This is a genomic window from Amycolatopsis dongchuanensis (genome assembly GCF_039542405.1).
Lineage (GTDB): Bacteria > Actinomycetota > Actinomycetes > Mycobacteriales > Pseudonocardiaceae > Amycolatopsis_E > Amycolatopsis_E sacchari.
Genome location: NZ_BAABIB010000109.1, coordinates 1 through 21,933, shown reverse-complemented (window position 1 = coordinate 21,933; position 21,933 = coordinate 1). Strand labels below are relative to the sequence as shown.

Sequence of the window (21,933 nt, the reverse complement as noted above, 5' to 3'; positions counted from 1 at the left end):
GATCAACAAGCACAACTTTCATCCAAGAAAACTGAGCCAGATTCTTGACGCGGGACAGGGCGGCTTGGTTCCCGTTCCAGTTTTCGCCTGAGTTGGGCCAGGTAGACCCTCAGGTAGTGGGTCTCGTTCTCGTACGTCGGGCCCCAGACTTCCCTCAGCAGCTGCTTCTGCGACACCAGCCTGCCCCGGTTGCGCACCAGCAGCTCCAGCACGCCCCACTCGGTCTTGGTCAGGTGCACCTCCTGACCATCGCGTTCCGCCTTCTTCGCCACCAAATCGACCGTGAACGCCTCGGTTTTCACCACGGCCTCCACTTCGTCCGATGTGGACACCGCTGATCGCCGGACGGCCGCTCTCAACCGCGCCAGGAGTTCGTCCATCCCGAACGGCTTGGTCACGTAATCGTCCGCGCCCGCGTCCAGTGCCTGCACCTTGTCCGGTGAATCGCTGCGGGCCGAGAGGACGATGATCGGCACCGTCGTCCAGCCACGCAGGCCCGCGATCACCTCGTTGCCGTCCATGTCCGGCAACCCGAGGTCCAGTATCACCACATCAGGCTTGGTATCCGCGACCGCCCGCAGCGCCGCCGCGCCGTCGTGCGCCGTGATCACCTGGTAGCCCCTCGCCGCGAGGTTGATCCGCAACGCCCGCACGATCTGCGGCTCGTCGTCGACCACCAGTACCTTCGCCGCCGTCATCGCTGCCCCTCCCGCGCGGCCGGCAGCGAGACGACCACCGTCAGCCCGCCACCCGGCGTGTCCTCCGCCCTGATCGTGCCACCCATCGCCTCGGTGAACCCCTTCGCCACCGACAGGCCCAGCCCGATCCCCGGCGTGTTGTCCCTGTCCCCCAACCGCTGGAACGGCGCGAACGCCGAATCGCTCGCGCCCTTCTTCAGCCCTCGCCCGTGGTCGATGACCCGCAGCTCCACGTACTCGGCGTGCGTGCTCGCCCGCACCTGCACCGGCTCCGGACCGCGCCCGTGCCGCAGCGCGTTGTCGATCACGTTCGCCACCACCCGTTCCAGCAACCCCGGGTCCGCCAGCACCGCGGGCAGGCGCGCGTCGACCGACACCACCACCGACTCCGAATTGTCCACAGTAGACAGAGCATGGGCCACCACGTCGTCGTACCCGACCGGGCGCAGCTGCGGCCGCACGGCGCCCGTCGCGAGGCGGGACGAGTCCAGCAGGTTGTCCACCAGGCCCGCGAGCCGGTCCGTCGACTCCTCCGCCGTGGCCAGCAGCTCCTCCGTGTCCTCCGGCGAAAGCTCGATGTCCTGCGCCCGCAGGCTCCCGATCGACGCCTTGATCGAGGTCAGCGGCGTGCGCAGGTCGTGCCCCAGCGCCGACAGCAACGCCGTCCGCAGCTCCGTCGCCTCCGCCTTGCGCTCCGCCCGCGCCGTCGCCGCCGCCAGGCGCTGCTGCCGCAACGCGAGCAACGCCTGCCCGGCCGCCGCCTCCAGCACCCGGCGGTCCGCTGCGGGCAAGGCCCTGCCGCGCAACGTCAGGTGCACATCCGCCGTCACCGGAACGTCCACATCGGCCTCGTCGGGCTCGCCACACGGGTTCGGGCCGCACTCCTCCACGCGGTGCCACACGCCGTCCCGCTTCTCGACCAGGCTGACGGCCTCCAGCCCGAAGTTCTCCCGCACCTTCTCCAGCAACCGCGGCAACGGCGCCGTGTTGGTCAGCACCGTCTTCGCGTACGACGCCAGCAGCGAGGCCTCCGTCCGCGCCTGCGCCGCCAGTTTCCCCTGCCGCGCGGCGGTGTCCACGACGAGCGCCACCAGCACACCGACGACGACCATCGCCACGAGCGTGATCACATTGCTCTGCGCGTGCACGGTCAGCGTGTAGAAGGGCTCGGTGAAGAAGAAGTTCAGCAGCCCGGCCGACAGGAACGCCGCGAGCAGCGCCGGCCCGAGCCCGCCGACCAGCGCCACCAGGACGGTGGCGAGGAAGTAGTCCACGACGTCGGTGGAGAAGTCGAGTTCCCTGCGCAGCAGCGCGCCGATGGCCGTGGCCACCGCGGGCAGCAGCAGCGCGAGCACCCAGCCCGACACCCGCCGCGAAGCCGCGATCGGGCTGCGGTTGACCAGGTTCCGCAACCGCCCGCCCGCCTCCTCGTGCGTCACCATGTGCACGTCGATGGCACCCGACCGCTGCACCACCGTCGCGCCGATGCCCTGGTCGAACAGCCTCGCCAGCCGCGATCGCCGGGACGTGCCGAGCACGAGCTGCGTCGCGTTCACCCCGCGGGCGAAGTCCAGCAGCGCGGTCGGCACGTCGTCGCCGACCACGGTGTGGAACGTGGCGCCGAGGTCCTCGGCGAGCTTGCGGAAGCGCCCCATCTCGGCCGGCCCGACGCCGGTCAGCCCGTCGCCCCGCAGGACGTGCACCACCAGCAGCTCCGCCCCCGCCCGCGCCGCGATCCGGCTGCCGCGCTGGATCAGCGTCTCGCTCTCCGGCCCGCCGGTCACCGACACCACGACGCGCTCCCGCGTCTCCCACGTCTCCGTGATGCGCTGCTGGGCGCGGTACCGCTGGAGCGCCCCGTCCACCTGGTCGGCGACCCACAGCAGCGCCAGCTCCCGCAACGCGGTGAGGTTGCCGGGCCGGAAGTAGTTGCTCAGCGCCGCGTCGATGCGCTCCGCCGGGTACACGTTGCCGTGGGCGAGGCGCCGCCGCAGCGCCTCCGGCGTGATGTCGACCAGCTCGACCTGCTCGGCCTTGCGCACCACCTCGTCCGGCACCGTCTCCTGCTGCGGCACGCCCGTGATCTTCTCCACCACGTCGTTGAGGCTCTGCAGGTGCTGCACGTTCACCGTGGACAGCACGTCGATGCCCGCCTCCAGCAGCTCCTCCACGTCCTGCCAGCGCTTCTCGTGCCGGGAACCCGGGATGTTCGTGTGCGCGAGTTCGTCCACAATGGCCACTTCCGGAGCGCGGGCGAGGACGGCCTCGACGTCCATCTCGGTGAACTCGCCGCCCCGGTAGACGCCGTGGCGGCGCGGCACGACCTCCATGCCGTCGAGCAGCTGGGCGGTCTTCTTCCGGCCGTGCGTCTCGACGAGCCCGACCACGACGTCGGTGCCGCGTTCCTTGCGGCGCCAAGCCTCGCCGAGCATGGCGAAGGTCTTGCCGACGCCAGGAGCCGCGCCGAGGTAGATGCGCAGTTCACCCCGGCGCGGCCGCTCCTGTTGTTCGTCCACGTCCTCAGTGTGCCTCCGCGGCGGCCACGGCGAGGTTGAGTTCCAGGACGTTCACCCCGGGCACGCCGATGCCGTAGCCGGTCGTGTGCTGCCGCACGAGCTCCAGCACCTGCGCCTCGGGCAGCCCCGTCACGCGGGCGACGCGCGGGACCTGCAGCTCGGCGTAGGCCACGCTGATCGTCGGATCGACGCCCGACCCCGAAGCCGTCACGGCGTCCGCGGGCACCGCGTCCGGCGACACGCCCTCCCGCTGGGCGATGGCGGCCTTGCGCTCCTGGACCTGCTGGACCAGCTTGTCGCTGAAGCCGCCCAGGTTCGAGCCGCCCGACGTCGACGGGTCGCCCGTCGCCGACGGCCGCGTGTGGAAGTACGGGTCCCGCGCGGGGTCGGCGGGCACCGGGTCGATCCCGATGAGCGAGGACCCCACCGCCTTCCCGTCGACGGTCACGACCGAGCCCTCCGCGCGTGCCTCCAGGCCCGGGATCCGGGACACCGCCCACACGCCCAGGGGGTAGACCACCCCCAGCAGCACCGTGAACACCAGCAGCACGCGCAGTCCCGCGCCCATCTGCTTGAACCAGACCTTCATGAGCACTACCCGATTCCCGGTATGAAGCGGACCACGAGGTCCACGAGCCAGATGCCGAGGAACGGCGTCACGATGCCGCCGACCCCGTACACGAGGAGGTTGCGCCGCAGCAGCGAGGACGCGCTCGACGGCTTGTACCGCACGCCACGCAGCGCGAGCGGGATGAGCACCACGATGATCAGCGCGTTGAAGATCACCGCGGACAGGATCGCCGACTCCGGCGAGTGCAGGTGCAGGATGTTCAGCCCCGCGAGCTGCGGGAAGATCGCCACGAACATCGCCGGGAGGATCGCGAAGTACTTCGCGAGGTCGTTGGCGATGGAGAACGTGGTGAGCGCCCCGCGCGTGATGAGCAGCTGCTTGCCGATCTCGACGATCTCGATGAGCTTCGTCGGGTCGGAGTCGAGGTCGACCATGTTGCCGGCCTCCTTGGCCGCCATGGTGCCGGTGTTCATCGCGACGCCGACGTCGGACGCGGCCAGCGCGGGCGCGTCGTTCGTGCCGTCGCCGGTCATCGCGACGAGCCGCCCGCCCTCCTGCTCCTTGTGGATCAGGGCCATCTTGTCCTCGGGCTTGGCCTCGGCGAGGTAGTCGTCCACCCCGGCGTCCTCGGCGATGGCGCGTGCGGTGAGCGGGTTGTCGCCGGTGATCATCACCGTCTTGATGCCCATCGCCCGCAGCTCGCCGAACCGCTCGCGCATGCCGGGCTTCACGACGTCCGACAGCCGGATGACGCCGTGCACGAACGCCTTCCCGCCCGAGACCTCGGCCACGACGAGCGGTGTGCCGCCCTGCTGACCGATCTCGTCGGCCACGCGGTCGGCCTCGTCGGGGAAGTCGCCGCCCTGATCCCGCACCCACGCCCGCACGGCGCCCGCGGCACCCTTGCGGATCCGGCGTCCCGGCAGGTCGATGCCGCTCATCCGGGTCTGCGCGGTGAACGGGACGAACTCGCCGCCCGGCTCACCGGTGGCGGGCCCGGTCAGCTCGACGATGCTGCGGCCTTCCGGCGTGCCGTCGGCGAGGCTGGCGAGCCGCGCGGCCTCGACCAGCGCGTCACGGCTCGCGCCGCCGACGGGGATCAGCTCGGTCGCCCTGCGGTTGCCGAAGGTGATCGTGCCCGTCTTGTCGAGCAGCAGCGTGGACACGTCACCGGCGGCCTCGACCGCGCGGCCGGACGTGGCGAGCACGTTGCGCTGGACCAGCCGGTCCATCCCGGCGATGCCGATCGCCGACAGCAGCGCCCCGATCGTGGTCGGGATCAGGCACACCAGCAACGCCGTCAGCACGATCACCGACTGCCGGCTGCCCGAGTACCCGGCCATCGGCTGCAGCGCCACCACGGCGAGCAGGAAGATGATCGTGAGCGTCGAAAGCAGGATCGTCAACGCGATCTCGTTCGGCGTCTTCTGCCGGGAAGCGCCCTCCACCAGCGCGATCATCCGGTCCACGAACGTCTCGCCGGGCTTCGTCGTGATCTTGACGACGATCCGGTCGGACAACACGGTGGTACCGCCGGTGACGGCCGAGCGGTCGCCGCCGGACTCGCGGATCACCGGCGCGGACTCGCCGGTGATGGCCGACTCGTCGACGGTCGCGATCCCTTCGACCACGTCGCCGTCGCCCGGGATCGTCTCCCCCGCCTCGACGACGACCAGGTCACCGATCCTCAGCTCGACCCCGGGCACGCGCTCCTCGGCGCCGGAGGAGGTCAGCCGCCGCGCGACGGTCTCCTTCTTGGTGCGCCGCAACGTTTCCGCCTGCGCCTTGCCCCGCCCTTCCGCGACGGCCTCGGCGAGGTTGGCGAACACCACGGTGAACCACAGCCACAGCGCCACGAGGACGGTGAACACGCTCGGGTCCGCGATCGCGAACACGGTGCTCAGCGCGGAACCGACCCACACCACGAACATCACGGGGTTGTGCACCTGGTGACGCGGGTTGAGCTTGCGCACCGCTTCGGGCAGCGACACCAGCAGCTGCCGCGGACTGAACACACCCCCGGCGACGCGACCGCCCGTTTCCTGCACGGGCGCGGGTTTTTCTTCTGTGATGGTCACGCCATTGCCTCCGCGATGGGACCCAGAGCGAGCGCCGGGATGAACGTCAGCGCCGCGACGAGCAGGATGGTGCCGGCGAGCACCGAACCGAACAGCGGCCCGGTCGTCGGCAGGGTGCCGCTGGTTTCGGGCACCTTGCGTTGCGCGGCGAGGGAACCGGCGAGGCACAACGTCGCGACGATCGGCACGAACCGGCCGATCAGCATCGCCACCGACAACGAGGACTGGAACCAGCCGTTCGTCACGGTGATCCCGCCGAACGCGCTGCCGTTGTTGTTGGCCGTCGAGGTGTAGGCGTAGAGCACCTCGGACAGCCCGTGCGGGCCGCTGTTGCCCATCGCCGCCGTCGTGCCGGGCAGCAGCAACGCGGTGCCCGCGCCGAGCAGCAGCACCGTCGGCATGGCCAGCATCGAGATCGCGGCCGCGGTCACCTCCCGCCTGCCGAGCTTCTTGCCCAGGTACTCGGGCGTGCGCCCGACCATCAGCCCCGCGAGGAACATCGCGATGATCGCCAGCACGAGGATCCCGTACAGCCCGGTGCCGACACCGCCTGGCGAGACCTCGCTGAACATCATGTGCAGCAACGGCATTCCGCCGCCGAGCCCGCTGAAGCTGTCGTGCATCGAGTTCACCGCACCCGTCGAGGTGCCGGTGGTGCTCGTGGCGAACAGCGACGAGGCGCCGATCCCGAACCGCTGTTCCTTGCCCTCCAGGTTGGCCCCGGCCAGCAACGCCGTCGGGCCGTTCGGATGCGTCTCCGCCCACCAGGTCACGACGAGCACGAACGTCCACAGCAGACTCATCACCGACAGCAGCACGGAGCCCTGCCTGCGGTTGCCGACGAGCGTGCCGAACGTGCGCGTCAGCGAAACGGGGATCACGAGCAGCAGGAAGATCTCGATGAGATCGGTCCACGCGTTGGGGTTCTCGAAGGGGTGCGCGGAGTTGGCGTTGAAGATGCCGCCACCGTTGGTGCCGAGTTCCTTGATCGCCTCCTGGCTCGCCGCCGGGGCGAGCGCGATCGTGCTCTGCGAGCCGCCCGGGTTCGTCACCGCGACGCCCGAGTGCAGGCTCTGCACCACGCCGAGCGCGACCAGCACGATCGCGAACACGAACGAGATCGGCAGCAGGATCCGCACGGTGCCGCGGGTGAGGTCCACCCAGAAGTTGCCGAGCCGGTCGGTGCGCGAGCGCACGAACCCGCGGATCAGCGCGACCGCCACGGCCAGCCCGACGGCGGCCGACAGGAAGTTCTGCACGGTCAGCCCGGCCATCTGGACGACGTGGCCCATGGTCGTTTCCGGCACGTAGGACTGCCAGTTCGTGTTGGTGACGAAGCTGACCGCCGTGTTGAACGCGACGCCGGGGCTCACCGCTCCCCTGCCGAAGTTCAGCGGCAGGAAGGCCTGCAGGCGCTGCAGCAGGTAGAGGAACACCACGGACACGAACGAGAACGCGAGCACGCCCATCACGTAGGTGGGCCAGCGCTGCTCGGCGCCGGGGTCGACGCGGAAGAGGCGGTACAGCCCGCGTTCGACGCGCAGGTGCTTGTCCGTGGACAGGACCCGCGCCATGTAGTCGCCCAGCGGTCTGTAGACCACCGCCAGTGCGACCACCAGGATGCCGACCTGGACCAGGCCGGCGGACAGATCGTTCATCAGAACTTCTCCGGCCTGATCAACGCGAGGAACAGGTACACGATCAACCCCAGTGCCAGCACGCCACCGACGACGTTGGCCACCACGGACGTTCCGGTCACAGCTTCTCCAAACCGCGCAGCGTGAGCGCGAGCACCGCGAACACGGCGATCAACAGCACGGCGTACAGCAGGTCCGCCACTTCGCACCTTCCTGTGTGGGTCACCGGGTCCGGTGACCGCCCGGCGACCACTGTGCGGCCCGGCGCGTGCGGACTTGACCTGCGCTGACGGCCTCTTGACGCGCCTGGGCGCGGCATTTACGCGTTCTTGACTGCACGTGAGACTCCGCACACCACGCGTAATCCAGTCAGGCACTCCGGACATATCGCGCAGACACCAGAAGCACTCGCGTGTTACCACTGTGTTACATAGTTGTACTAGCTAAGCAAACCGGGAGGCAGACCATGTGCGGTATCACCGGCTGGGTGTCGTTCGACGCCGACCTCACCCAGCGGCGTGAAACCCTCGACGCGATGACGGAGACCATGTCGTGCCGGGGTCCCGACGACGAGGGCACGTGGATCGCGCCGCACGCCGCGCTGGGACACCGCCGGCTCGCCATCATCGACCTGCCGGGCGGCCGCCAGCCCATGTCGGTGCGCACGCCGAACGGCGAGGTCGCCATGGTCTACAGCGGCGAGACCTACAACTTCACCGAGCTGCGCGCCGAGCTCGCGGGCCTGGGGCACGAGTTCGAGACGGACAGCGACACCGAGGTCGTGCTGCACGGCTACCTGCAGTGGGGCGAGGCCGTCGCCGACCACCTCAACGGCATGTACGCGTTCGCGATCTGGGACGCCCGCGACGAGAAGCTCGTCATGATCCGCGACCGCATGGGGATCAAGCCGTTCTACTACTACCCCACCCGTGACGGGGTGCTGTTCGGTTCCGAGCCGAAGGCGATCCTCGCCAACCCGCTGGCCCGCCGTGTGGTGGACGCCGACGGGCTGCGTGAGCTGTTCGCGTTCGTCAAGACGCCGGGCTGGTCGCTGTGGCAGGGCATGCACGAGGTCGAGCCGGGCACGATCGTGCGCGTCGACCGGGACGGCGTGCACACCCACACGTACTGGCGGCTCGACGCCGTCGAGCACACCGACGACCAGGAGACCACCGTCGCGCGCGTGCGCGAGCTGATGACCGACATCGTGCACCGGCAGCTCGTCGCCGACGTGCCGCGCTGCGTGCTGCTGTCGGGCGGGCTCGACTCCAGCGCCGTCACGGGGCTGGCCGCCGCGCACCTGAAGGAGCAGGGCGAGCAGCTGCGCACGTTCTCCGTGGACTTCTTCGGGCAGGAGGAGAACTTCAAGCCCGACGAGATGCGGGACACGCCGGACTCGCCGTTCATCCGGGACGTCGCGCAGCTGGTCGGCTCGGCGCACCAGGACGTCATGCTCGACCCGAAGGCCCTGACGGACCCGGACGTGCGGCGCGCGGTCATCAGGGCGCGGGACATCCCCGCGGGCCTCGGCGACATGGACACGTCGCTGTACCTGCTGTTCAAGGCGATCCGGGCCGAGTCCACGGTGGCGCTGTCGGGTGAGTCCGCGGACGAGGTGTTCGGCGGTTACCGGTGGTTCCACGACGAGAACGCGCGCACCGCGGACACGTTCCCGTGGCTGGCGTTCCAGACGGGCCTGCACGAGCGCACGAACGTGCTGCGCGCCGACGTCAGCGCGAAACTGGCCATCGACGACTACGTCGCCGACCAGTACCGCAGTGCGGTCGCGAAGGTGGACCACCTGGACGGGGCGAGCGAGTTCGAGCAGCGCATGCGCACGATCTGCCACCTACACCTGACGCGCTTCGTGCGGATGCTGCTGGACCGCAAGGACCGCGCGTCGATGGCCGTGGGCCTGGAGGTGCGCGTGCCGTTCTGCGACCACCGGCTCGTCGAGTACGTCTACAACACCCCGTGGTCGCTGAAGTCGTTCGACGGCAGGGAAAAGAGCCTGCTGCGCCACGCGACGAAGCACGTGCTGCCGCAGTCCGTCGTGGACAGGGTGAAGAGCCCGTATCCGTCCACTCAGGACCCGGGGTACGCGGAAGCGTTGCAGCAGCAGGCGAAGGAGGTGCTCGCACAGCACGACAGCCCGGTGTTCGAGCTGATCGACCGGAACTGGCTGACCGAGGCCGTCGGCACGGACCCGCGTGAGATCAGCACGGTCGTCCGGCACGGCCTGGACCGCACGCTCGACCTGCACCACTGGTTCGACCTGTACCGGCCGGAGCTGCAGCTGGGTTAGGTGGTGCGGGCCACACCCTGAAAATCAGCTGTGAAATCCCGGCATAAGGCACAACGGGGGCGGGGCGTGCGTTGATGGGGGTAGAGAGGTGAGAGAGATGACCCAAGCTTTCACGCAGACCGCTTTCAGCAACGCCCCCGCCACCCCGCAGCTGCCGACGCTGCCGACCGGCTGGCCCATCGGGTCGTACGCCTCGTACGAGGAAGCCCAGCGGGCCGTCGACCACCTTGCCGACAACGACTTCCCGGTAGCGGACGTCACGATCGTCGGCGTCGAGCCGATGCTCGTCGAACGCGTTGCCGGCAAGCTCAGCTGGGGCAGGGTGCTCGGCAGCGCCGCGATGTCCGGCGCCTGGTTCGGCCTGTTCGTCGGCCTGCTGCTGAGCATGTTCAGCACCGGGGCCGGCCTCCTGCCGATCCTGATCGGGCTCGTCGCCGGCGTCGCGTTCAGCATGGTGTTCGCGGCCGTGAGCTACGGAGCCACCCGTGGCCGTCGCGACTTCGTTTCGCACAGCCAGCTGGTGGCCCGCAGGTACGACGTGCTCAGCCAGCCGCGTACCGCCGAGCGCGGCCGTGAGCTGCTGGCCAACCTCGCCGCCCGCAGCGCGCTCAACAGCTGATCCTCCCGTCCCAGGGCCCCGCGTCGACCGGCGCGGGGCCCTCGTCGTGTCCGCCAGGATTGGCTCGCGGACAGGATGGGTACTGGGAACACATGAGCGAAAACCCGGAGAAGGATCCCGAAGACTGGACCACGGGCGAGGAGCCGATGACGGGCCCGCAGCGCTCGTACCTGCACACCCTCGCCCAGGAGGCACAGGTGGAGGTACCGGAGAACCTTTCGAAGGCAGACGCGTCGAAGCTGATCGACGAGTTGCAGCAGAAGACGGGGCGAGGGGCGTGAGGGCGTAGGCCCCCGAACCCCCGAGAGTTGGGTGATCATCCCGTCGCCTGACACCGGGCGATAGGCACCAACCGCAGGCGACGGGATGATCACTCAACTCGACCACCTGCCCGAGGTGAGATCCCTTTGGGGTCCATCATCCTGGAGCCTGCCCGCCGGCCAATACCGCTAAGTTAGTACGTTTTACCTGGTCAGGGCGTTACCGGAGGCTCTGTTCAGTCGTTCCCGCCGGTTAGGCGGTTCTCCACTTGAGACAGTCGCCGTTGCGGTTGAGGGGAATCTTCAATTGAGGCAACTGTTCTGTCGGGGTGTGACCGCTCTGTGGGCGACGCCTCCAAACGCCTCTGAGCTGCGGAAACTCGCCTAAACTTAGCGGTATTGCCCGCCGGCGAGGCATTCTTTTTTCTTTTCTCTTTGCTCGCCTGAGTGCCCGGGTACCGGGGTTCACCAGGCGCGGAGCGCCCTGCTCGAGCGGCCCCCCGCCCCGATCCTTGAGTGTTCACAGCTGGGGATCGGCGCGGGGGTGGGTGTGGGCGGTGGGGCCGCTTCCGTTGCGTTGCCGGGTGTCCGCTGTGTGTGGTTGTGGCTACTTCCGGTTTGTCCGTGGCCGTGGTTGGCATTTCGGGCAGTAGTACGAGGACCTGTTCATGAAGGGTTCTCGGCGGATGGGGGTTCCGCAGCGGGTGCAGGGGCGGTCTGCCTGGCCGTAGACGTTGAGGGAGCGGTCGAAGTAGCCCGACTGGCCGTTCACGTTGACGTACAGGGCGTCGAAGGACGTGCCGCCCGCCTGTAGCGCTTCACCCATGACTTCGGTTGCCGCTTCCAGGAGGGCTGTCCCCTGTGCGTTGGTGAGCTTCTCCGTGGGGCGGGACCAGTGGAGCTTCGCCCGCCACAGCGCCTCATCGGCGTAGATGTTGCCCACTCCGGAGACCAGGGTCTGGTCGAGCAGCGCCCGCTTGACCTCCGTGCGGCGGGAACGCAAGGCGCGCACGGCCTGCTTCGGGTCGAACGCGGGGTCCATCGGGTCACGTGCGATGTGGGCGATGGGGGTCGGCAGCAGTTCGCCGTCCGTGGCCACGAGATCGGCCAGCGCGAGACCGCCGAAGGTGCGCTGGTCGACGAACCGCAGCTCCGGCCCGTCGTCGTCGAACTGGACTCGGACGCGCAGGTGCTTCTCGTCGGGCGCGCCCTCCGGCTGGACGAGCATCTGCCCGCTCATGCCCAGGTGCGCGAGGATGGCCTCCTTGTCGGACAGCTCCAGCCACAGGTACTTGCCGCGCCGCCGCGCCGCCTCGATCCGGGCCCCCGCGAGCCTGCCGGTGAAGTCCTCCGGGCCCAGCGCGTGCCGCCGGATCGCCCGGGGGTGCAGCACCTCGACCCGCGCTATGACGCGCCCCGCCACGTGCGCCTGCAACCCGGCGCGCACGACCTCGACCTCGGGAAGTTCCGGCACCCCTCCAGGTTACTGTCCCCACCGAAGGCGGAACCGCGCTGACGCCACTGCAATCGCCCGTGTCGTGCACAAGGTCTTCATCCCGGACCTGGTGGTGGCCCCGAAGACGCACCGGTCGACGCGAACCGGACACCCGGCGCTTCCGCTAGTCCGCGGACGCTTCCTGTTGCGGCTTCAGCTCGTCGTTCAGCGCGCGCCACGCCGCTTCGGCGGCCTTCTGCTCCGCTTCCTTCTTCGTGGTGCCGTCCCCGTGCCCGAGATCCCGCCCCGCGACCAGCACCGTGGCGCTGAACTCCTTGCGGTGGTCCGGACCGGTGTCCTCGACCTTGTACTCCGGCACCCCGAGCCCCGCCGACGCGGTCAGCTCCTGCAGGCTCGTCTTCCAGTCGAGCCCGGCGCCCCGCAACGGGGCCTCCGCCAGCAGCGGGTCGAACAACCGGTGCACGAGCTGGCGCCCGGCCTCGATCCCGTGCGCCAGGTACACCGCACCGATGATCGCTTCGAGACCGTCGGCGAGGATGCTCGCCTTGTCCCGGCCACCGGTCAGCTCCTCGCCCTTGCCGAGCAGCAGGTGCGCACCCAGCCCGCCCTCGCCGAGGCCGCGCGCGACCCCCGCCAGCGCGTGCATGTTGACCACGCTGGCCCGCAGCTTCGCCAGCTGCCCCTCGGGCAGGTCCGGGTGCTCGCGGTACAGGTGGTCGGTGACGACGAGCCCCAGCACGGCGTCACCGAGGAACTCCAGCCGCTCGTTCGGCGGCAGCCCACCGTTCTCGTAGGCGTACGACCGGTGGGTCAGCGCAAGACGAAGCAGCTCGGCGTCCAACTTGACGCCGAGCGCTTCGAGTAGTGGTGTTGGGTCGGCAGCCGGCCCTCCCGGCTTCGACTTACCCCCCATCTCGCGTCAGCCTCAGGCGGGCTCGACGACCTGCCGACCGTCGTACTGGCCGCAGGTCGGGCAGGCCACGTGCTGCGGCTTCGGCTGCCGGCAGGCGCGGTTCTGGCAGGGCACCAGCTGGACCGGGGCCGCTTTCCACGACGACCGGCGGGTGCGCGTGTTGGCTCGCGACATCTTCCGCTTCGGGACGGCCACGACTACATCTCCTCGTTCAAGGTCTGCTCGCTCGCGCGAGCCTGCTTCCAATGCCCACGAGCTGCTGCCCGTCAAGCTTCCTGGTCTGGGCCACCCGCCGGAGAGTCTCCGAGACGCTCGACCAGCGCGGCCCACCGAGGGTCTATGGTCTCATGCCCGTGTCCGGGCTCGAGATCGGCCCACTTGCTCCCGCATTCCGGGCACAGCCCGGGGCAGTCCTCGCGACACAGCGGCACCTGCGGCAGGGCCAGCACGAGCGCGTCCCGCACCACCGGCTCCATGTCGATCCGGTCGTCGACCAGGCGCCCGACCTCGTCCTCCTCGGTGGTGGCGTCGGTGGTCGAGTCGGGGTAGGCGAACAGCTCCGTCAGCTCGATCTCGACGTCGTCCTCGACCGGGTCGAGGCAGCGCGAGCACTCGCCGGTGGTGTGCGCCGAGGCGGTGCCGGTGACCAGCACACCCTCCACGACGGACTCCAGCAGCAGGTCCAGCTCGACCTCGGAACCCTCGGGCACGACGATCACGTCGGGCACGCCCAGCGCCGTGCTCACGGGCACCTTCCGCTGGACGGTACGGCTCAGCCCGGCACGGCGCCCCAGCTCCCGGGTGTCGATGACCCAGGGGTTGCGCGTGTCGAGGGAAATCTTGTCGTCAGACATTTCGGTGCACTCGGATCGTGGTGAGATGGGCAACCCCACCAGCGTACCGGGCCTCAGGGCTGGAAGTCGTAGAGCGGGGTGCGGGAGCTGACGCTCGGCGGGGTGCGCAGGTGGTTGCGGCCCGAATCCACGGTGCGCAGCGTCGTCGACAGCAGCTCGGAGAACTCGGCGAGCTTGCCGTCCACGTAGGCGTCGCAGTCCGCGCGCTGGCGGTCGGCCTCGGCGTGCGCCTCGTCCACGATGCGGGCCGACTCGGCGTGCGCGGCCTGCACGACCTCGGTCTGCGAGACGAGCCTGGCCTGCTCGTGCCTGCCGTCCTCGACCGCACGCTCGTAGGCGGCGCGCCCGGCCTCGATCATCCGCTCCGACTCGGCGCGCGAACGCTCCACGAGGTTCTGGTACTCGGCCTGCCCGGCGGCGACCATGCGCTCGGCCTCGGCGTGCGCGTCGGCCATGATCTGCTCGGCGCGGGCCCTCGCGTCCTCCAGCATCCGCTCGGCCTCTTCGGTGGCCTCGGTGAGCGTGGTCTCGGCTTCGGCGCGGGCGCCGTTGACCATGGCGTCGGACTCGGCGCGCGCCTTGTCGATCAGCTCGTCGCGCTTGTCGAGCACGTCCTGCGCGTCGTCGACCTCGCGCGGCAGCGCGTCCCGGACGTCGTCGAGGAGTTCCAGCACGTCCCCGCGCGGCACCACGCAGCTGGACGTCATCGGCACCCCACGTGCCTCTTCCACGATCGTGACGAGTTCGTCGAGAGCCTCGAACACCCGGTACACGGCAACTCCTTGACTGGCCCTTCCCCGCTGGCTCGTTCCAGTTTGCCGGGTCAGCGGGGAAAGCGCCGGGAGGTGAGCTTCCGGGCGTGTCAAATGTTGATCAGCTTGAAGCTCGCGTAGTGGTCGCCGGTGTAGAAGTACTCGCCACCGGCGCCGGTGATGATCCGGCGGGCGCCGCGGTCGTCGCTGCCGGGGGTTTCCACTGTGTACTCGTGGTAGTAGCCGCTGGAGCAGGCGGGCAGCAGGCCTTCGCGGTTCTGGAAGACCGAACCGTCCTGACGGTACGGGTACGGCCCGCCCCGCTGGATCAGCTCGTAGGTGTCCGTCGCCTCGGGCGGCAGCGAGCCGAGCGAGACGACGCTGAAGCCGGACGTGTCGCCGCACGACGCCTGGGCGATCGAGACCGGGGCCGCGGACGCCGCGGGGGCGGCCGCCCCGAGCCCGGCGAACAGCGTGATCAGCAGGGCGAGCAGGCCGGTAACAAACCGGCGCGGTTTGTCGGTCACTTTCGGACCGTAACCCGGTCCGGTGAGCGCCGGGGAAATCCCCGACGAACGTCGTCAGCCGTCCGAGTTACGTTCCGCCAGCTTCGCCGTGAGCCGCTCGAACACCACGTCCGGGACCAGGTTCTTCACGTCCCCGCCGTAGGTCGCGACCTCCTTGACCAGCGAGCTGGACACGAAACCGTACTGCGGGTTGTTCGACATGAGCAGCGTCTCCACACCCGACAGCTCGCGGTTCATCTGCGCCATCTGCAGCTCGTAGTCGAAGTCGCTGACCGAGCGCAGGCCCTTCGCGATCGCCTTGACGTCGTGCTGACGGCAGTAGTCCACGAGCAGCCCGTGCCACGAATCCACGCGGACGTTGGGCAGCCCGGCCGTGATCTCGGACAACATCGACAGCCGTTCGTCGATCGTGAACAGCCCGCGCTTGTTCTTGTTGATCATCACGGCGACCACGACCTCGTCGAACAGCTTGCTCGCCCGCTCGATGACGTCGAGGTGCCCGTTCGTCGCGGGATCGTAGGAACCGGGACAGACCGCACGCACCATGGCGCGGACGTTACCGCGTGCTCACTGCCCGCGGCGCGGTGAAGTGACGTACTCGGCCCAGTACAAGGCCGTGTCGCCGTGCCGCATGGTCCGCAGTGGCTCGAAACCGGACGGCCAGGACGGCTCGCCGTCCCGCTGCGCGCGCTCGACGACCACGAGCCCGTCCTCGGCGACCCAGCCCCCGTCCGCCAGCGCGCGCAACACCGCGCCGAGCCTGCCCGCGTCCAGCGCGTACGGCGGATCCGCCAGCACCACGTCGAACGGCTTCTCGGCGGGCTGGGCCAGCACGCTTTCCACCTGACCCGCGCGCACCGCGCCGCCCAGGGCGAGTTCCGCCACATTTCCGCGCAGCACCTGCAACGCGCGCCGGTCCGACTCGACGAACACCGCGTCCGCCGCGCCGCGCGACAACGCCTCCAGCCCGAGCGCGCCGGAGCCCGCGTAGAGGTCGAGCACGCGGGCGCCGTCGAGCTCGCCGGCGGCCTGCAGGGCGTTGAACAGGGATTCCCTGACCCGCTCGGACGTCGGCCGCGTGCCCTGCGGCGGCACCCGCAGCCGTCTGCCTCCCGCCCGCCCGGCGACGATCCTGGTCACGCCGCCATCTTCGCAGCCGCGTTTTTGTGGCCGGGACTTGGTGAAGGCTTCCGGGAGCACGCGTAGAGTCGTTCTTCCTGTTGCGGGAGTGAGTCGTAGGAGCGTTGCGTGTCGGAACCCCGGGTCAGACGGGCCGAGATCGCCATCGAGCAAGAGCACGTCGATCGCGTCTACAGCCGGCTCGCGGAACTGCGGGCGCAGGCGGAGGCCATGCGCGCCAAGGGGTACGAGATCGGGCACGGCGCCCAGCGCGAGGCGGTGTTCGAGCAGGCGTCGATGCTGTTCGAGCGGGACATGATGGTGTTCCACGCCAACCAGACGCTGCAGACGCTCGACGCCGAGTACGAGGGCCTGGTGTTCGGGCGCCTCGACCAGGTCGGCAACGAGAAGATCTACGTGGGGCGGCTGGGCATCCGCGACGCGGAGTTCGACAACCTCGTCACGGACTGGCGCGCGCCCGCGGCGGCCGCGTTCTACCAGGCGACCGCCGAGGAGCCGATGGACGTGGTGCGCCGCCGCGTCATCCGCTGCTCCGGGCAGACCGTGCTCGACGTGGACGACGACGTGCTCATCCCGGACGCCGTGCCGGAGGACATGCGGATCGTCGGCGAGGGCGCGCTGATGGCCGCGCTGGGCCGTTCGCGGGGCGAGAAGATGCGCGACATCGTCGCCACCATCCAGCGCGAGCAGGACGAGGTGATCAGGGCGCCGTGGCGCGGCGTCACGGAGATCACCGGCGGGCCCGGCACGGGCAAGACGGCCGTCGCGCTGCACCGCGCCGCGTACCTGCTCTACCGCTACCGCCGCCAGCTCGGCGGCGCCGGCGTGTTCGTGCTCGGCCCGTCCGGCGTGTTCACGAACTACATCTCGCGCGTACTGCCGTCGATGGGTGAGACGAACGTCGAGCTGCGTGCGCTGGGCGAGGTGCTCGACGGCGTCGTGGCGACCCGGCAGGACCCCGCGCCCCTCGCGGCGATCAAGGGTTCGCTGCGCATGCGCAAGGTCTTGACCAAGGCGATGCGTGACACCCCGCCGGACGTGCCGGGCGAGATGCGCATCGTCTACCGCGGCGAGGTCCTCAAGCTGACCACCAAGGAGCTGGAGAAGGTGCGCCGCAAGGTGCACGGCCACGGCGGCCCGCCGAACCGCTCCCGGATCCGCGCCGCCGAGACGCTGCTCGAAGCGCTGGCGGACAAGGCGGAGGAGAACGCGAAGGCCGACGGCCGCACGGTCGACCGGGCGGAGCTGATCACCGAGCTGGGTGAGCGGATCGACTTCCACCGGTTCCTCGTCGTGTGGTGGCCGGTGCTCTACCCCGGCGAGATCCTGCGCTGGCTGGGCGATCCCGCGCGGCTGTCGCGCGCGGGCAAGGGCGTGCTCAAGCGCGACGAGGTGGACCTGCTGGCCGCGTCCTTCGCGGACCGCGAGCGGGACTGGTCGGTCGCCGACGTCGCGTTGCTGGACGAGCTGCGCATCCTGGTGGGCCCGCCGCCGAAGCGGCGCCGCCGGGCGCAGCCGGTCGAGCTGGACGCGGCGCCCGCGGCACGCGGCAGCGAGGGGCAGGGCCCCCACCGGCCCGAGCACTACGACGAGTACTCGCACATCGTGGTCGACGAGTCGCAGGACCTGTCGCCGATGCAGTGGCGGATGATCGGGCGGCGCGGCAAGTACGCGAGCTGGACGGTCGTCGGCGACCCGGTGCAGAGCTCCTGGCCCGACCCGGAGGAGGCCGCGCAGGCCCGTGACCAGGCGTTCGGCCCGCGCACCCCGCGGCGCCGCTACACGCTGCGCACCAACTACCGGAACTCGAAGGAGATCTTCGACCTCGCCGCGAAGGTCGTCGCCGGGCACGCGGGGGCCGACGAGCTGCCCGAAGCCGTGCGCACGACGGGGCTGGAGCCGGAGGTGCGGATCGTCGACCGGGCGAGCGTCGAGGCGTCCACGCAGGCGGCGGCGAAGGAGCTGCTGGACGCGGTGGAGGGCACGGTCGGCGTGATCTGCGCGATGGACCGCGTGCCCGAGGTGCAGCGGTGGGTGCAGGCGGACGAGCGGTTGAAGGTCGTCGGCAGCCTGGACTCGAAGGGCCTGGAGTACGACGCGGTGGTGCTCGTGGAGCCGACCGAGCTGATCACGGAATCCACGACGGGGCGGCGCGTGCTCTACGTGGCGCTCACCCGCGCGACGCAGCAGCTGACGGTGGTGGCCTCCGACCGGGAATGGCTGTGAGCCTGCCGCCGGACGTGCGGCTTTCGGTGCTGGACCTGGCGCCGGTCCCGAGCGGCGGTGACGTGGCGACGGCGCTGCGCAACACCCTCGACCTCGCCCGCCGGGCCGAGCGGCTCGGCTACCACCGGTACTGGCTGGCGGAGCACCACAACAGCCCGGGCGTGGCGAGCGCGGCGACGGCGGTGCTGATCGGGCACGTGGCGCAGGTGACGGAGCGGATGCGTGTCGGCTCGGGCGGGATCATGCTGCCCAACCACGCGCCGATCGTGGTGGCGGAGCAGTTCGGGACGCTCGAAGCGTTCCACCCCGGCCGCATCGACCTGGGCCTCGGCCGCGCGCCGGGCACGGACAAGCACACGGCGCAGGCGATCCGGGGTGCACGGGCGTCGCTGAGCGCGGAGGACTTCCCGGAGCAGCTGAACGAGCTGCTGGGCTACTTCGAGCCGGACGAGCAGCGCCCGGTGCACGCAGTGCCCGCGATCGGCCGCAAGCCGCCGGTGTGGCTGCTGGGGTCGAGCGGGTTCAGCGCGAAACTGGCCGGGGAGCTGGGGTTGCCGTTCGCCTTCGCGCACCACATCGCGGCGCGGAACACCCTGCCCGCGGTGCGGCTGTACCGGGAGTCGTTCCGGCCGTCGGAGGCGCTGCGCGAGCCGTACCTGATGCTCGCCGTGGCGGTCGTGTGCGCGGAGACGGACGAGCGGGCGCGGTGGCTCGCGGGGCCGATGAGGCTGCGGTTCCTGAGCAGGCACCACGGCCGCGCGATCCCGCTGCCCACCCCGGAGGACGCGGCGGCGTACGACTACACGGACGCCGACCGGAAGCTGCTCGACGAGCGGTTCGGGAGCAACGTCGTCGGCTCGCCGGAGACGGTGCGCAAGGGGCTGGGGACGCTGGTCGAGGACACCGGCGCCGACGAGCTGATGCTCACCACGATGGTGCAAGGCCACGCCGACCGCGTGCGCTCGTACGAGCTGGTCGCCCTGCTGCGATGAATTCCGGGGGCGGCCGGGGTCTACTCCGTCATGGCGAAATTCGTGACGATCGGCTACGGCGATTCCGGGGGCTACGAGCGCACCGACCAGCGCGTCCGTGACGCCGCGCACGAGCACGACCAGCGGCTGCGCGAGGCCGGTGTGCTGATGGGCATCGCGGGCACCCCCGTCCAGGTGCGCAACCACGATGCGACCGGGGTGGAGACCGAGAGCGGCCCGTACGTGCGTGCACCGCTACCCGTCGCCGGTTTCGCGGTGATCGAGGCGGCGTCGTTGCACGAGGCCGTCGACCTCGTCTCACACACCCCCTGCGCGGTCGCGCACGGAGTTGTCGAGGTCTGGCCGCTCGAACCCTAGATCCTGCTCGGAGCTGGCCAATGCGGCCAGCAGGGCGAGCTTCTCGGCATCGCTCGTACCCGGTTCGGCGTGGTACACGACGAGCATCTGCCCGTCGGCGCCGCTGATCGCTAGCTTTTCGCGGTGCAGCGTGAAGTCTCCGACCTGGGGGTGGTGCACGCGCGTCGGCGCGCCTTCGCGCAGGTGGACGTCGTGCCGTGCCCACAGCTGCCGGAACTTCTCGCTGGCCAGGGACAGCTCGCCGACGAGCTGCACGAAACGGGGGTCGTCGGTGTCGTTGCCGACCGACTCGCGGAACCCCGCGACGAGCTGGGCGGTCGCGTGCTCCCAGTCCGGGTACAGCGCCCGCTCGGCGGGGTCGAGGAACACGGCGCGCAGCCTGTTCTCCCCCACCCGCAGGTTGGGCGACAGCGCGCCGGCGAGGCTGTTCGCGGCGAGGACGTCGAAGTACCGTCCCTCGACGAACGCCGGGAGCCCGATGACCTCCAGGAGCTGCGCGATGCCGGCGGGAACCGTCTCGCGGCGGGGGCGCCTGCGCCGGGGTTTGGGGGCGGCGAGGCTGATCAGGTAGTCGGTGCCGTCCTGGTCGAGCCGCAGCACGCGGGCGATCGATTCGAGGACCTGGACGGACGGGTTGCGGTCGCGGCCCTGTTCGAGGCGCAGGTAGTAGTCGGAACTGATGCCCGCGAGCATGGCGACCTCTTCGCGCCGCAGCCCGGCGACGCGCCGCAGCCCGCTGACGGGCAGGCCGACGCTCTCGGGGCTGACCAGCTCGCGCCGCGCTCGGAGGTAGTCACCGAGCAGGTTGTTTCCGCTCACACTTCCACGGTAACCCGGGCTGCGGGCCGGTTTCTGTCCCTGACAATCCCAGGATCGAGGGCCTCTACCAGGCATTCTCGGGCGAGTTGCACAGTGGACCTGTCAACCGAAGGAGAGAGGAAACCATGACGACACTTCCCGGTGGCACGTTCCAGCTCGGCGACTTCGAAGTCGCCCGGATGGGCTACGGCGCGATGCAGCTGGCGGGCCCGGGCGTCTTCGGCCCGCCAGCCGACCGCGACGCCGCCGTCGCCGTGCTGCGCGAGGCCGTGGCGCTGGGCGTCAACCACATCGACACGGCGGACTTCTACGGCCCGTACGTGACGAACGAGATCATCAAGGAGGCCCTGCACCCGTACCCGGCGGACCTGCACATCGTCACCAAGGTGGGTGCGGTGCGGGACGCCGAAGGCAACTGGCCCCACGCCCGCTCGCCCGAGGAACTGCGCCAGTCCGTGCACGACAACCTGAAGCACCTGGGCCTGGACGTCCTCGATGTGGTGAACCTGCGCGTCGGTGGCCTCGACGCCCCCGAACCCGGCTCACTCGAGGAACCGTTCACCGCGCTGGCAGAACTGCAGCAGCAGGGGTTGATCAAGCACCTCGGGCTGAGCACGGTCAACGCGGAGCAGATCGCGGAGGCGCAGAAGATCGCACCGGTCGTGTGCGTGCAGAACATGTACAACGTGGCCCACCGCACCGACGACGCGCTGATCGACTCGCTCGCGGAGCAGGGCATCGCCTACGTGCCGTACTTCCCGCTGGGCGGTTTCTCCCCGCTGCAGTCGGAGGAACTCAACACCGTCGCGAAGCGCCTCGGGACCACCCCGCTGGCCGTGGCGCTGGCCTGGCTCCTCCACCGCTCGCCCAACATCCTGCTCATCCCGGGCACCTCGTCGGTGGAGCACCTGCGGGACAACATCAAGGCAGCGGAGCTGGAACTGCCCGAGGAGGAACTCAAGGCCCTGGACCGAATCGGACAGTAGGAGAACGGCGGTAGGCCCCACCCCCACCCACCCACCCACACAACCGCGACCCGGCAACGCGAACGCGAGCGGCCCCACCCACCACACCGCCCACACCGCACCCGGCGACGCGAACGCGAGCGGCCCCACCGCCCACACCCACCCCCACACCGATCCCCAGCCTCATTAGGGGACTGTTTCAAGATCGGTGTTTCTGGCCCGACACGCCCGGGCTGAGGTCCGGCGGG

Annotated in this window: 22 protein-coding genes; 7 read left to right on the top strand and 15 right to left on the bottom strand. The window is 70.1% G+C overall.

What is annotated here, in order from left to right:
- Nucleotides 1-2 precede the first annotated feature (2 nt).
- The 6 genes from ABFX51_RS28355 to kdpF are packed head-to-tail and all read right to left on the bottom strand — an operon-like array spanning nucleotide 3 to nucleotide 7,622.
- Nucleotides 3-698 carry a response regulator gene (locus tag ABFX51_RS28355; RefSeq protein ID WP_346055473.1) on the bottom strand — a complete coding sequence of 232 codons (696 nt, stop codon included), beginning with the start codon at nucleotides 696-698 and terminating at the stop codon, nucleotides 3-5.
- Nucleotides 695-3,214: a DUF4118 domain-containing protein gene (locus ABFX51_RS28350; RefSeq protein ID WP_346055471.1), complete on the bottom strand. Its 2,520-nt coding sequence runs from the start codon at nucleotides 3,212-3,214 to the stop codon at nucleotides 695-697. Before ABFX51_RS28350 ends, ABFX51_RS28355 begins: the two co-directional genes overlap by 4 nt.
- Nucleotides 3,215-3,218: 4 nt before the next feature.
- On the bottom strand, nucleotides 3,219-3,803 hold the full coding sequence (locus ABFX51_RS28345) for a potassium-transporting ATPase subunit C (protein ID WP_346055470.1): 585 nt from the start codon (nucleotides 3,801-3,803) through the stop codon (nucleotides 3,219-3,221).
- 5 nt (nucleotides 3,804-3,808) lie between these two features.
- Nucleotides 3,809-5,863 carry a potassium-transporting ATPase subunit KdpB gene (kdpB, locus tag ABFX51_RS28340; protein WP_346055469.1) on the bottom strand — a complete coding sequence of 685 codons (2,055 nt, stop codon included), beginning with the start codon at nucleotides 5,861-5,863 and terminating at the stop codon, nucleotides 3,809-3,811.
- On the bottom strand, nucleotides 5,860-7,521 hold the full coding sequence (kdpA, locus tag ABFX51_RS28335; RefSeq protein ID WP_346055468.1) for a potassium-transporting ATPase subunit KdpA: 1,662 nt from the start codon (nucleotides 7,519-7,521) through the stop codon (nucleotides 5,860-5,862). The genes kdpB and kdpA overlap by 4 nt, the downstream gene beginning before the upstream one ends.
- On the bottom strand, nucleotides 7,521-7,622 hold the full coding sequence (kdpF, locus tag ABFX51_RS28330) for a K(+)-transporting ATPase subunit F (RefSeq protein ID WP_091516767.1): 102 nt from the start codon (nucleotides 7,620-7,622) through the stop codon (nucleotides 7,521-7,523). The genes kdpA and kdpF overlap by 1 nt, the downstream gene beginning before the upstream one ends.
- Nucleotides 7,623-7,966: 344 nt before the next feature.
- On the opposite strand from kdpF, the gene asnB reads away from it, so the two are divergent.
- The 3 genes from asnB (at nucleotide 7,967) to ABFX51_RS28315 (ending at nucleotide 10,705) form a co-directional block, all read left to right on the top strand.
- Nucleotides 7,967-9,805 (top strand): asparagine synthase (glutamine-hydrolyzing), encoded by a 1,839-nt coding sequence (gene asnB, locus ABFX51_RS28325; protein ID WP_091516764.1) that lies wholly within the window; start codon nucleotides 7,967-7,969, stop codon nucleotides 9,803-9,805.
- 97 nt (nucleotides 9,806-9,902) lie between these two features.
- The gene (locus tag ABFX51_RS28320; RefSeq protein WP_091516762.1) at nucleotides 9,903-10,424 is read left to right on the top strand and encodes a YflT domain-containing protein; all 522 of its coding nucleotides are present in this window, start codon (nucleotides 9,903-9,905) and stop codon (nucleotides 10,422-10,424) included.
- 92 nt (nucleotides 10,425-10,516) lie between these two features.
- Nucleotides 10,517-10,705 (top strand): DUF3072 domain-containing protein, encoded by a 189-nt coding sequence (locus ABFX51_RS28315; protein WP_091516760.1) that lies wholly within the window; start codon nucleotides 10,517-10,519, stop codon nucleotides 10,703-10,705.
- Between the two features lie 586 nt (nucleotides 10,706-11,291).
- On the opposite strand, the gene mutM is transcribed toward ABFX51_RS28315, so the two are convergent.
- From mutM to rsmD, 8 genes are all read right to left on the bottom strand, one after another.
- Complete coding sequence (gene mutM, locus ABFX51_RS28310; protein WP_091516757.1) at nucleotides 11,292-12,158, bottom strand: bifunctional DNA-formamidopyrimidine glycosylase/DNA-(apurinic or apyrimidinic site) lyase; 867 nt, start codon at nucleotides 12,156-12,158, stop codon at nucleotides 11,292-11,294.
- A gap of 145 nt (nucleotides 12,159-12,303) precedes the next feature.
- Nucleotides 12,304-13,053, bottom strand: a complete 750-nt coding sequence (rnc, locus tag ABFX51_RS28305) for a ribonuclease III (RefSeq protein ID WP_091516755.1) — start codon at nucleotides 13,051-13,053, stop codon at nucleotides 12,304-12,306.
- Nucleotides 13,054-13,065: 12 nt separating this feature from the next.
- Entirely contained in the window at nucleotides 13,066-13,248 is a 183-nt protein-coding gene (gene rpmF / locus ABFX51_RS28300; RefSeq protein ID WP_091516752.1) for a 50S ribosomal protein L32, read from the bottom strand.
- A 71-nt stretch (nucleotides 13,249-13,319) separates the two neighbouring features.
- Nucleotides 13,320-13,907: a YceD family protein gene (locus ABFX51_RS28295; RefSeq protein ID WP_091516749.1), complete on the bottom strand. Its 588-nt coding sequence runs from the start codon at nucleotides 13,905-13,907 to the stop codon at nucleotides 13,320-13,322.
- A gap of 53 nt (nucleotides 13,908-13,960) precedes the next feature.
- On the bottom strand, nucleotides 13,961-14,680 hold the full coding sequence (locus ABFX51_RS28290) for a DivIVA domain-containing protein (protein WP_091516747.1): 720 nt from the start codon (nucleotides 14,678-14,680) through the stop codon (nucleotides 13,961-13,963).
- Nucleotides 14,681-14,769: 89 nt separating this feature from the next.
- Nucleotides 14,770-15,186: a guanyl-specific ribonuclease gene (locus ABFX51_RS28285; protein ID WP_091516745.1), complete on the bottom strand. Its 417-nt coding sequence runs from the start codon at nucleotides 15,184-15,186 to the stop codon at nucleotides 14,770-14,772.
- A 54-nt stretch (nucleotides 15,187-15,240) separates the two neighbouring features.
- Nucleotides 15,241-15,732: a pantetheine-phosphate adenylyltransferase gene (gene coaD, locus ABFX51_RS28280; protein WP_091516743.1), complete on the bottom strand. Its 492-nt coding sequence runs from the start codon at nucleotides 15,730-15,732 to the stop codon at nucleotides 15,241-15,243.
- A 21-nt stretch (nucleotides 15,733-15,753) separates the two neighbouring features.
- Nucleotides 15,754-16,326 (bottom strand): 16S rRNA (guanine(966)-N(2))-methyltransferase RsmD, encoded by a 573-nt coding sequence (gene rsmD / locus ABFX51_RS28275; RefSeq protein WP_091516740.1) that lies wholly within the window; start codon nucleotides 16,324-16,326, stop codon nucleotides 15,754-15,756.
- A 108-nt stretch (nucleotides 16,327-16,434) separates the two neighbouring features.
- Between rsmD and ABFX51_RS28270 the strand changes: the two genes are divergently transcribed.
- Genes ABFX51_RS28270 through ABFX51_RS28260 form a run of 3 tightly spaced genes read left to right on the top strand, consistent with a single transcriptional unit; the run spans nucleotide 16,435 to nucleotide 19,901 of the window.
- The gene (locus tag ABFX51_RS28270; protein WP_091516738.1) at nucleotides 16,435-18,552 is read left to right on the top strand and encodes a HelD family protein; all 2,118 of its coding nucleotides are present in this window, start codon (nucleotides 16,435-16,437) and stop codon (nucleotides 18,550-18,552) included.
- A complete protein-coding gene (locus tag ABFX51_RS28265) occupies nucleotides 18,543-19,544 on the top strand; it encodes an LLM class flavin-dependent oxidoreductase (RefSeq protein ID WP_091516736.1) in 1,002 nt (333 codons plus the stop codon). Before ABFX51_RS28270 ends, ABFX51_RS28265 begins: the two co-directional genes overlap by 10 nt.
- Before the next feature lie 30 nt (nucleotides 19,545-19,574).
- Nucleotides 19,575-19,901 carry a YciI family protein gene (locus tag ABFX51_RS28260; RefSeq protein ID WP_091516734.1) on the top strand — a complete coding sequence of 109 codons (327 nt, stop codon included), beginning with the start codon at nucleotides 19,575-19,577 and terminating at the stop codon, nucleotides 19,899-19,901.
- Here ABFX51_RS28260 and ABFX51_RS28255 read toward each other — a convergent pair.
- Nucleotides 19,842-20,720 carry a helix-turn-helix domain-containing protein gene (locus tag ABFX51_RS28255; RefSeq protein ID WP_245783435.1) on the bottom strand — a complete coding sequence of 293 codons (879 nt, stop codon included), beginning with the start codon at nucleotides 20,718-20,720 and terminating at the stop codon, nucleotides 19,842-19,844. The genes ABFX51_RS28260 and ABFX51_RS28255 overlap by 60 nt on opposite strands.
- A 125-nt stretch (nucleotides 20,721-20,845) precedes the next feature.
- Here ABFX51_RS28255 and ABFX51_RS28250 point away from each other — a divergent pair, with 125 nt between their 5' ends.
- Nucleotides 20,846-21,706, top strand: a complete 861-nt coding sequence (locus ABFX51_RS28250; protein WP_091516730.1) for an aldo/keto reductase family oxidoreductase — start codon at nucleotides 20,846-20,848, stop codon at nucleotides 21,704-21,706.
- The last annotated feature ends 227 nt before the right edge of the window (nucleotides 21,707-21,933 follow it).

Coding starts and splice junctions, on each gene's coding strand:
- ABFX51_RS28355 (WP_346055473.1), bottom strand. CDS start 698: ATGACGGCGGCGAAGGTACTGGTGGTCGACGACGAGCCGCAGATCGTG.
- ABFX51_RS28345 (WP_346055470.1), bottom strand. CDS start 3,803: ATGAAGGTCTGGTTCAAGCAGATGGGCGCGGGACTGCGCGTGCTGCTG.
- kdpA (WP_346055468.1), bottom strand. CDS start 7,521: ATGAACGATCTGTCCGCCGGCCTGGTCCAGGTCGGCATCCTGGTGGTC.
- asnB (WP_091516764.1), top strand. CDS start 7,967: ATGTGCGGTATCACCGGCTGGGTGTCGTTCGACGCCGACCTCACCCAG.
- ABFX51_RS28320 (WP_091516762.1), top strand. CDS start 9,903: ATGACCCAAGCTTTCACGCAGACCGCTTTCAGCAACGCCCCCGCCACC.
- ABFX51_RS28315 (WP_091516760.1), top strand. CDS start 10,517: ATGAGCGAAAACCCGGAGAAGGATCCCGAAGACTGGACCACGGGCGAG.
- rnc (WP_091516755.1), bottom strand. CDS start 13,053: ATGGGGGGTAAGTCGAAGCCGGGAGGGCCGGCTGCCGACCCAACACCA.
- ABFX51_RS28295 (WP_091516749.1), bottom strand. CDS start 13,907: ATGTCTGACGACAAGATTTCCCTCGACACGCGCAACCCCTGGGTCATC.
- coaD (WP_091516743.1), bottom strand. CDS start 15,732: ATGGTGCGTGCGGTCTGTCCCGGTTCCTACGATCCCGCGACGAACGGG.
- ABFX51_RS28265 (WP_091516736.1), top strand. CDS start 18,543: ATGGCTGTGAGCCTGCCGCCGGACGTGCGGCTTTCGGTGCTGGACCTG.
- ABFX51_RS28260 (WP_091516734.1), top strand. CDS start 19,575: ATGGCGAAATTCGTGACGATCGGCTACGGCGATTCCGGGGGCTACGAG.
- ABFX51_RS28250 (WP_091516730.1), top strand. CDS start 20,846: ATGACGACACTTCCCGGTGGCACGTTCCAGCTCGGCGACTTCGAAGTC.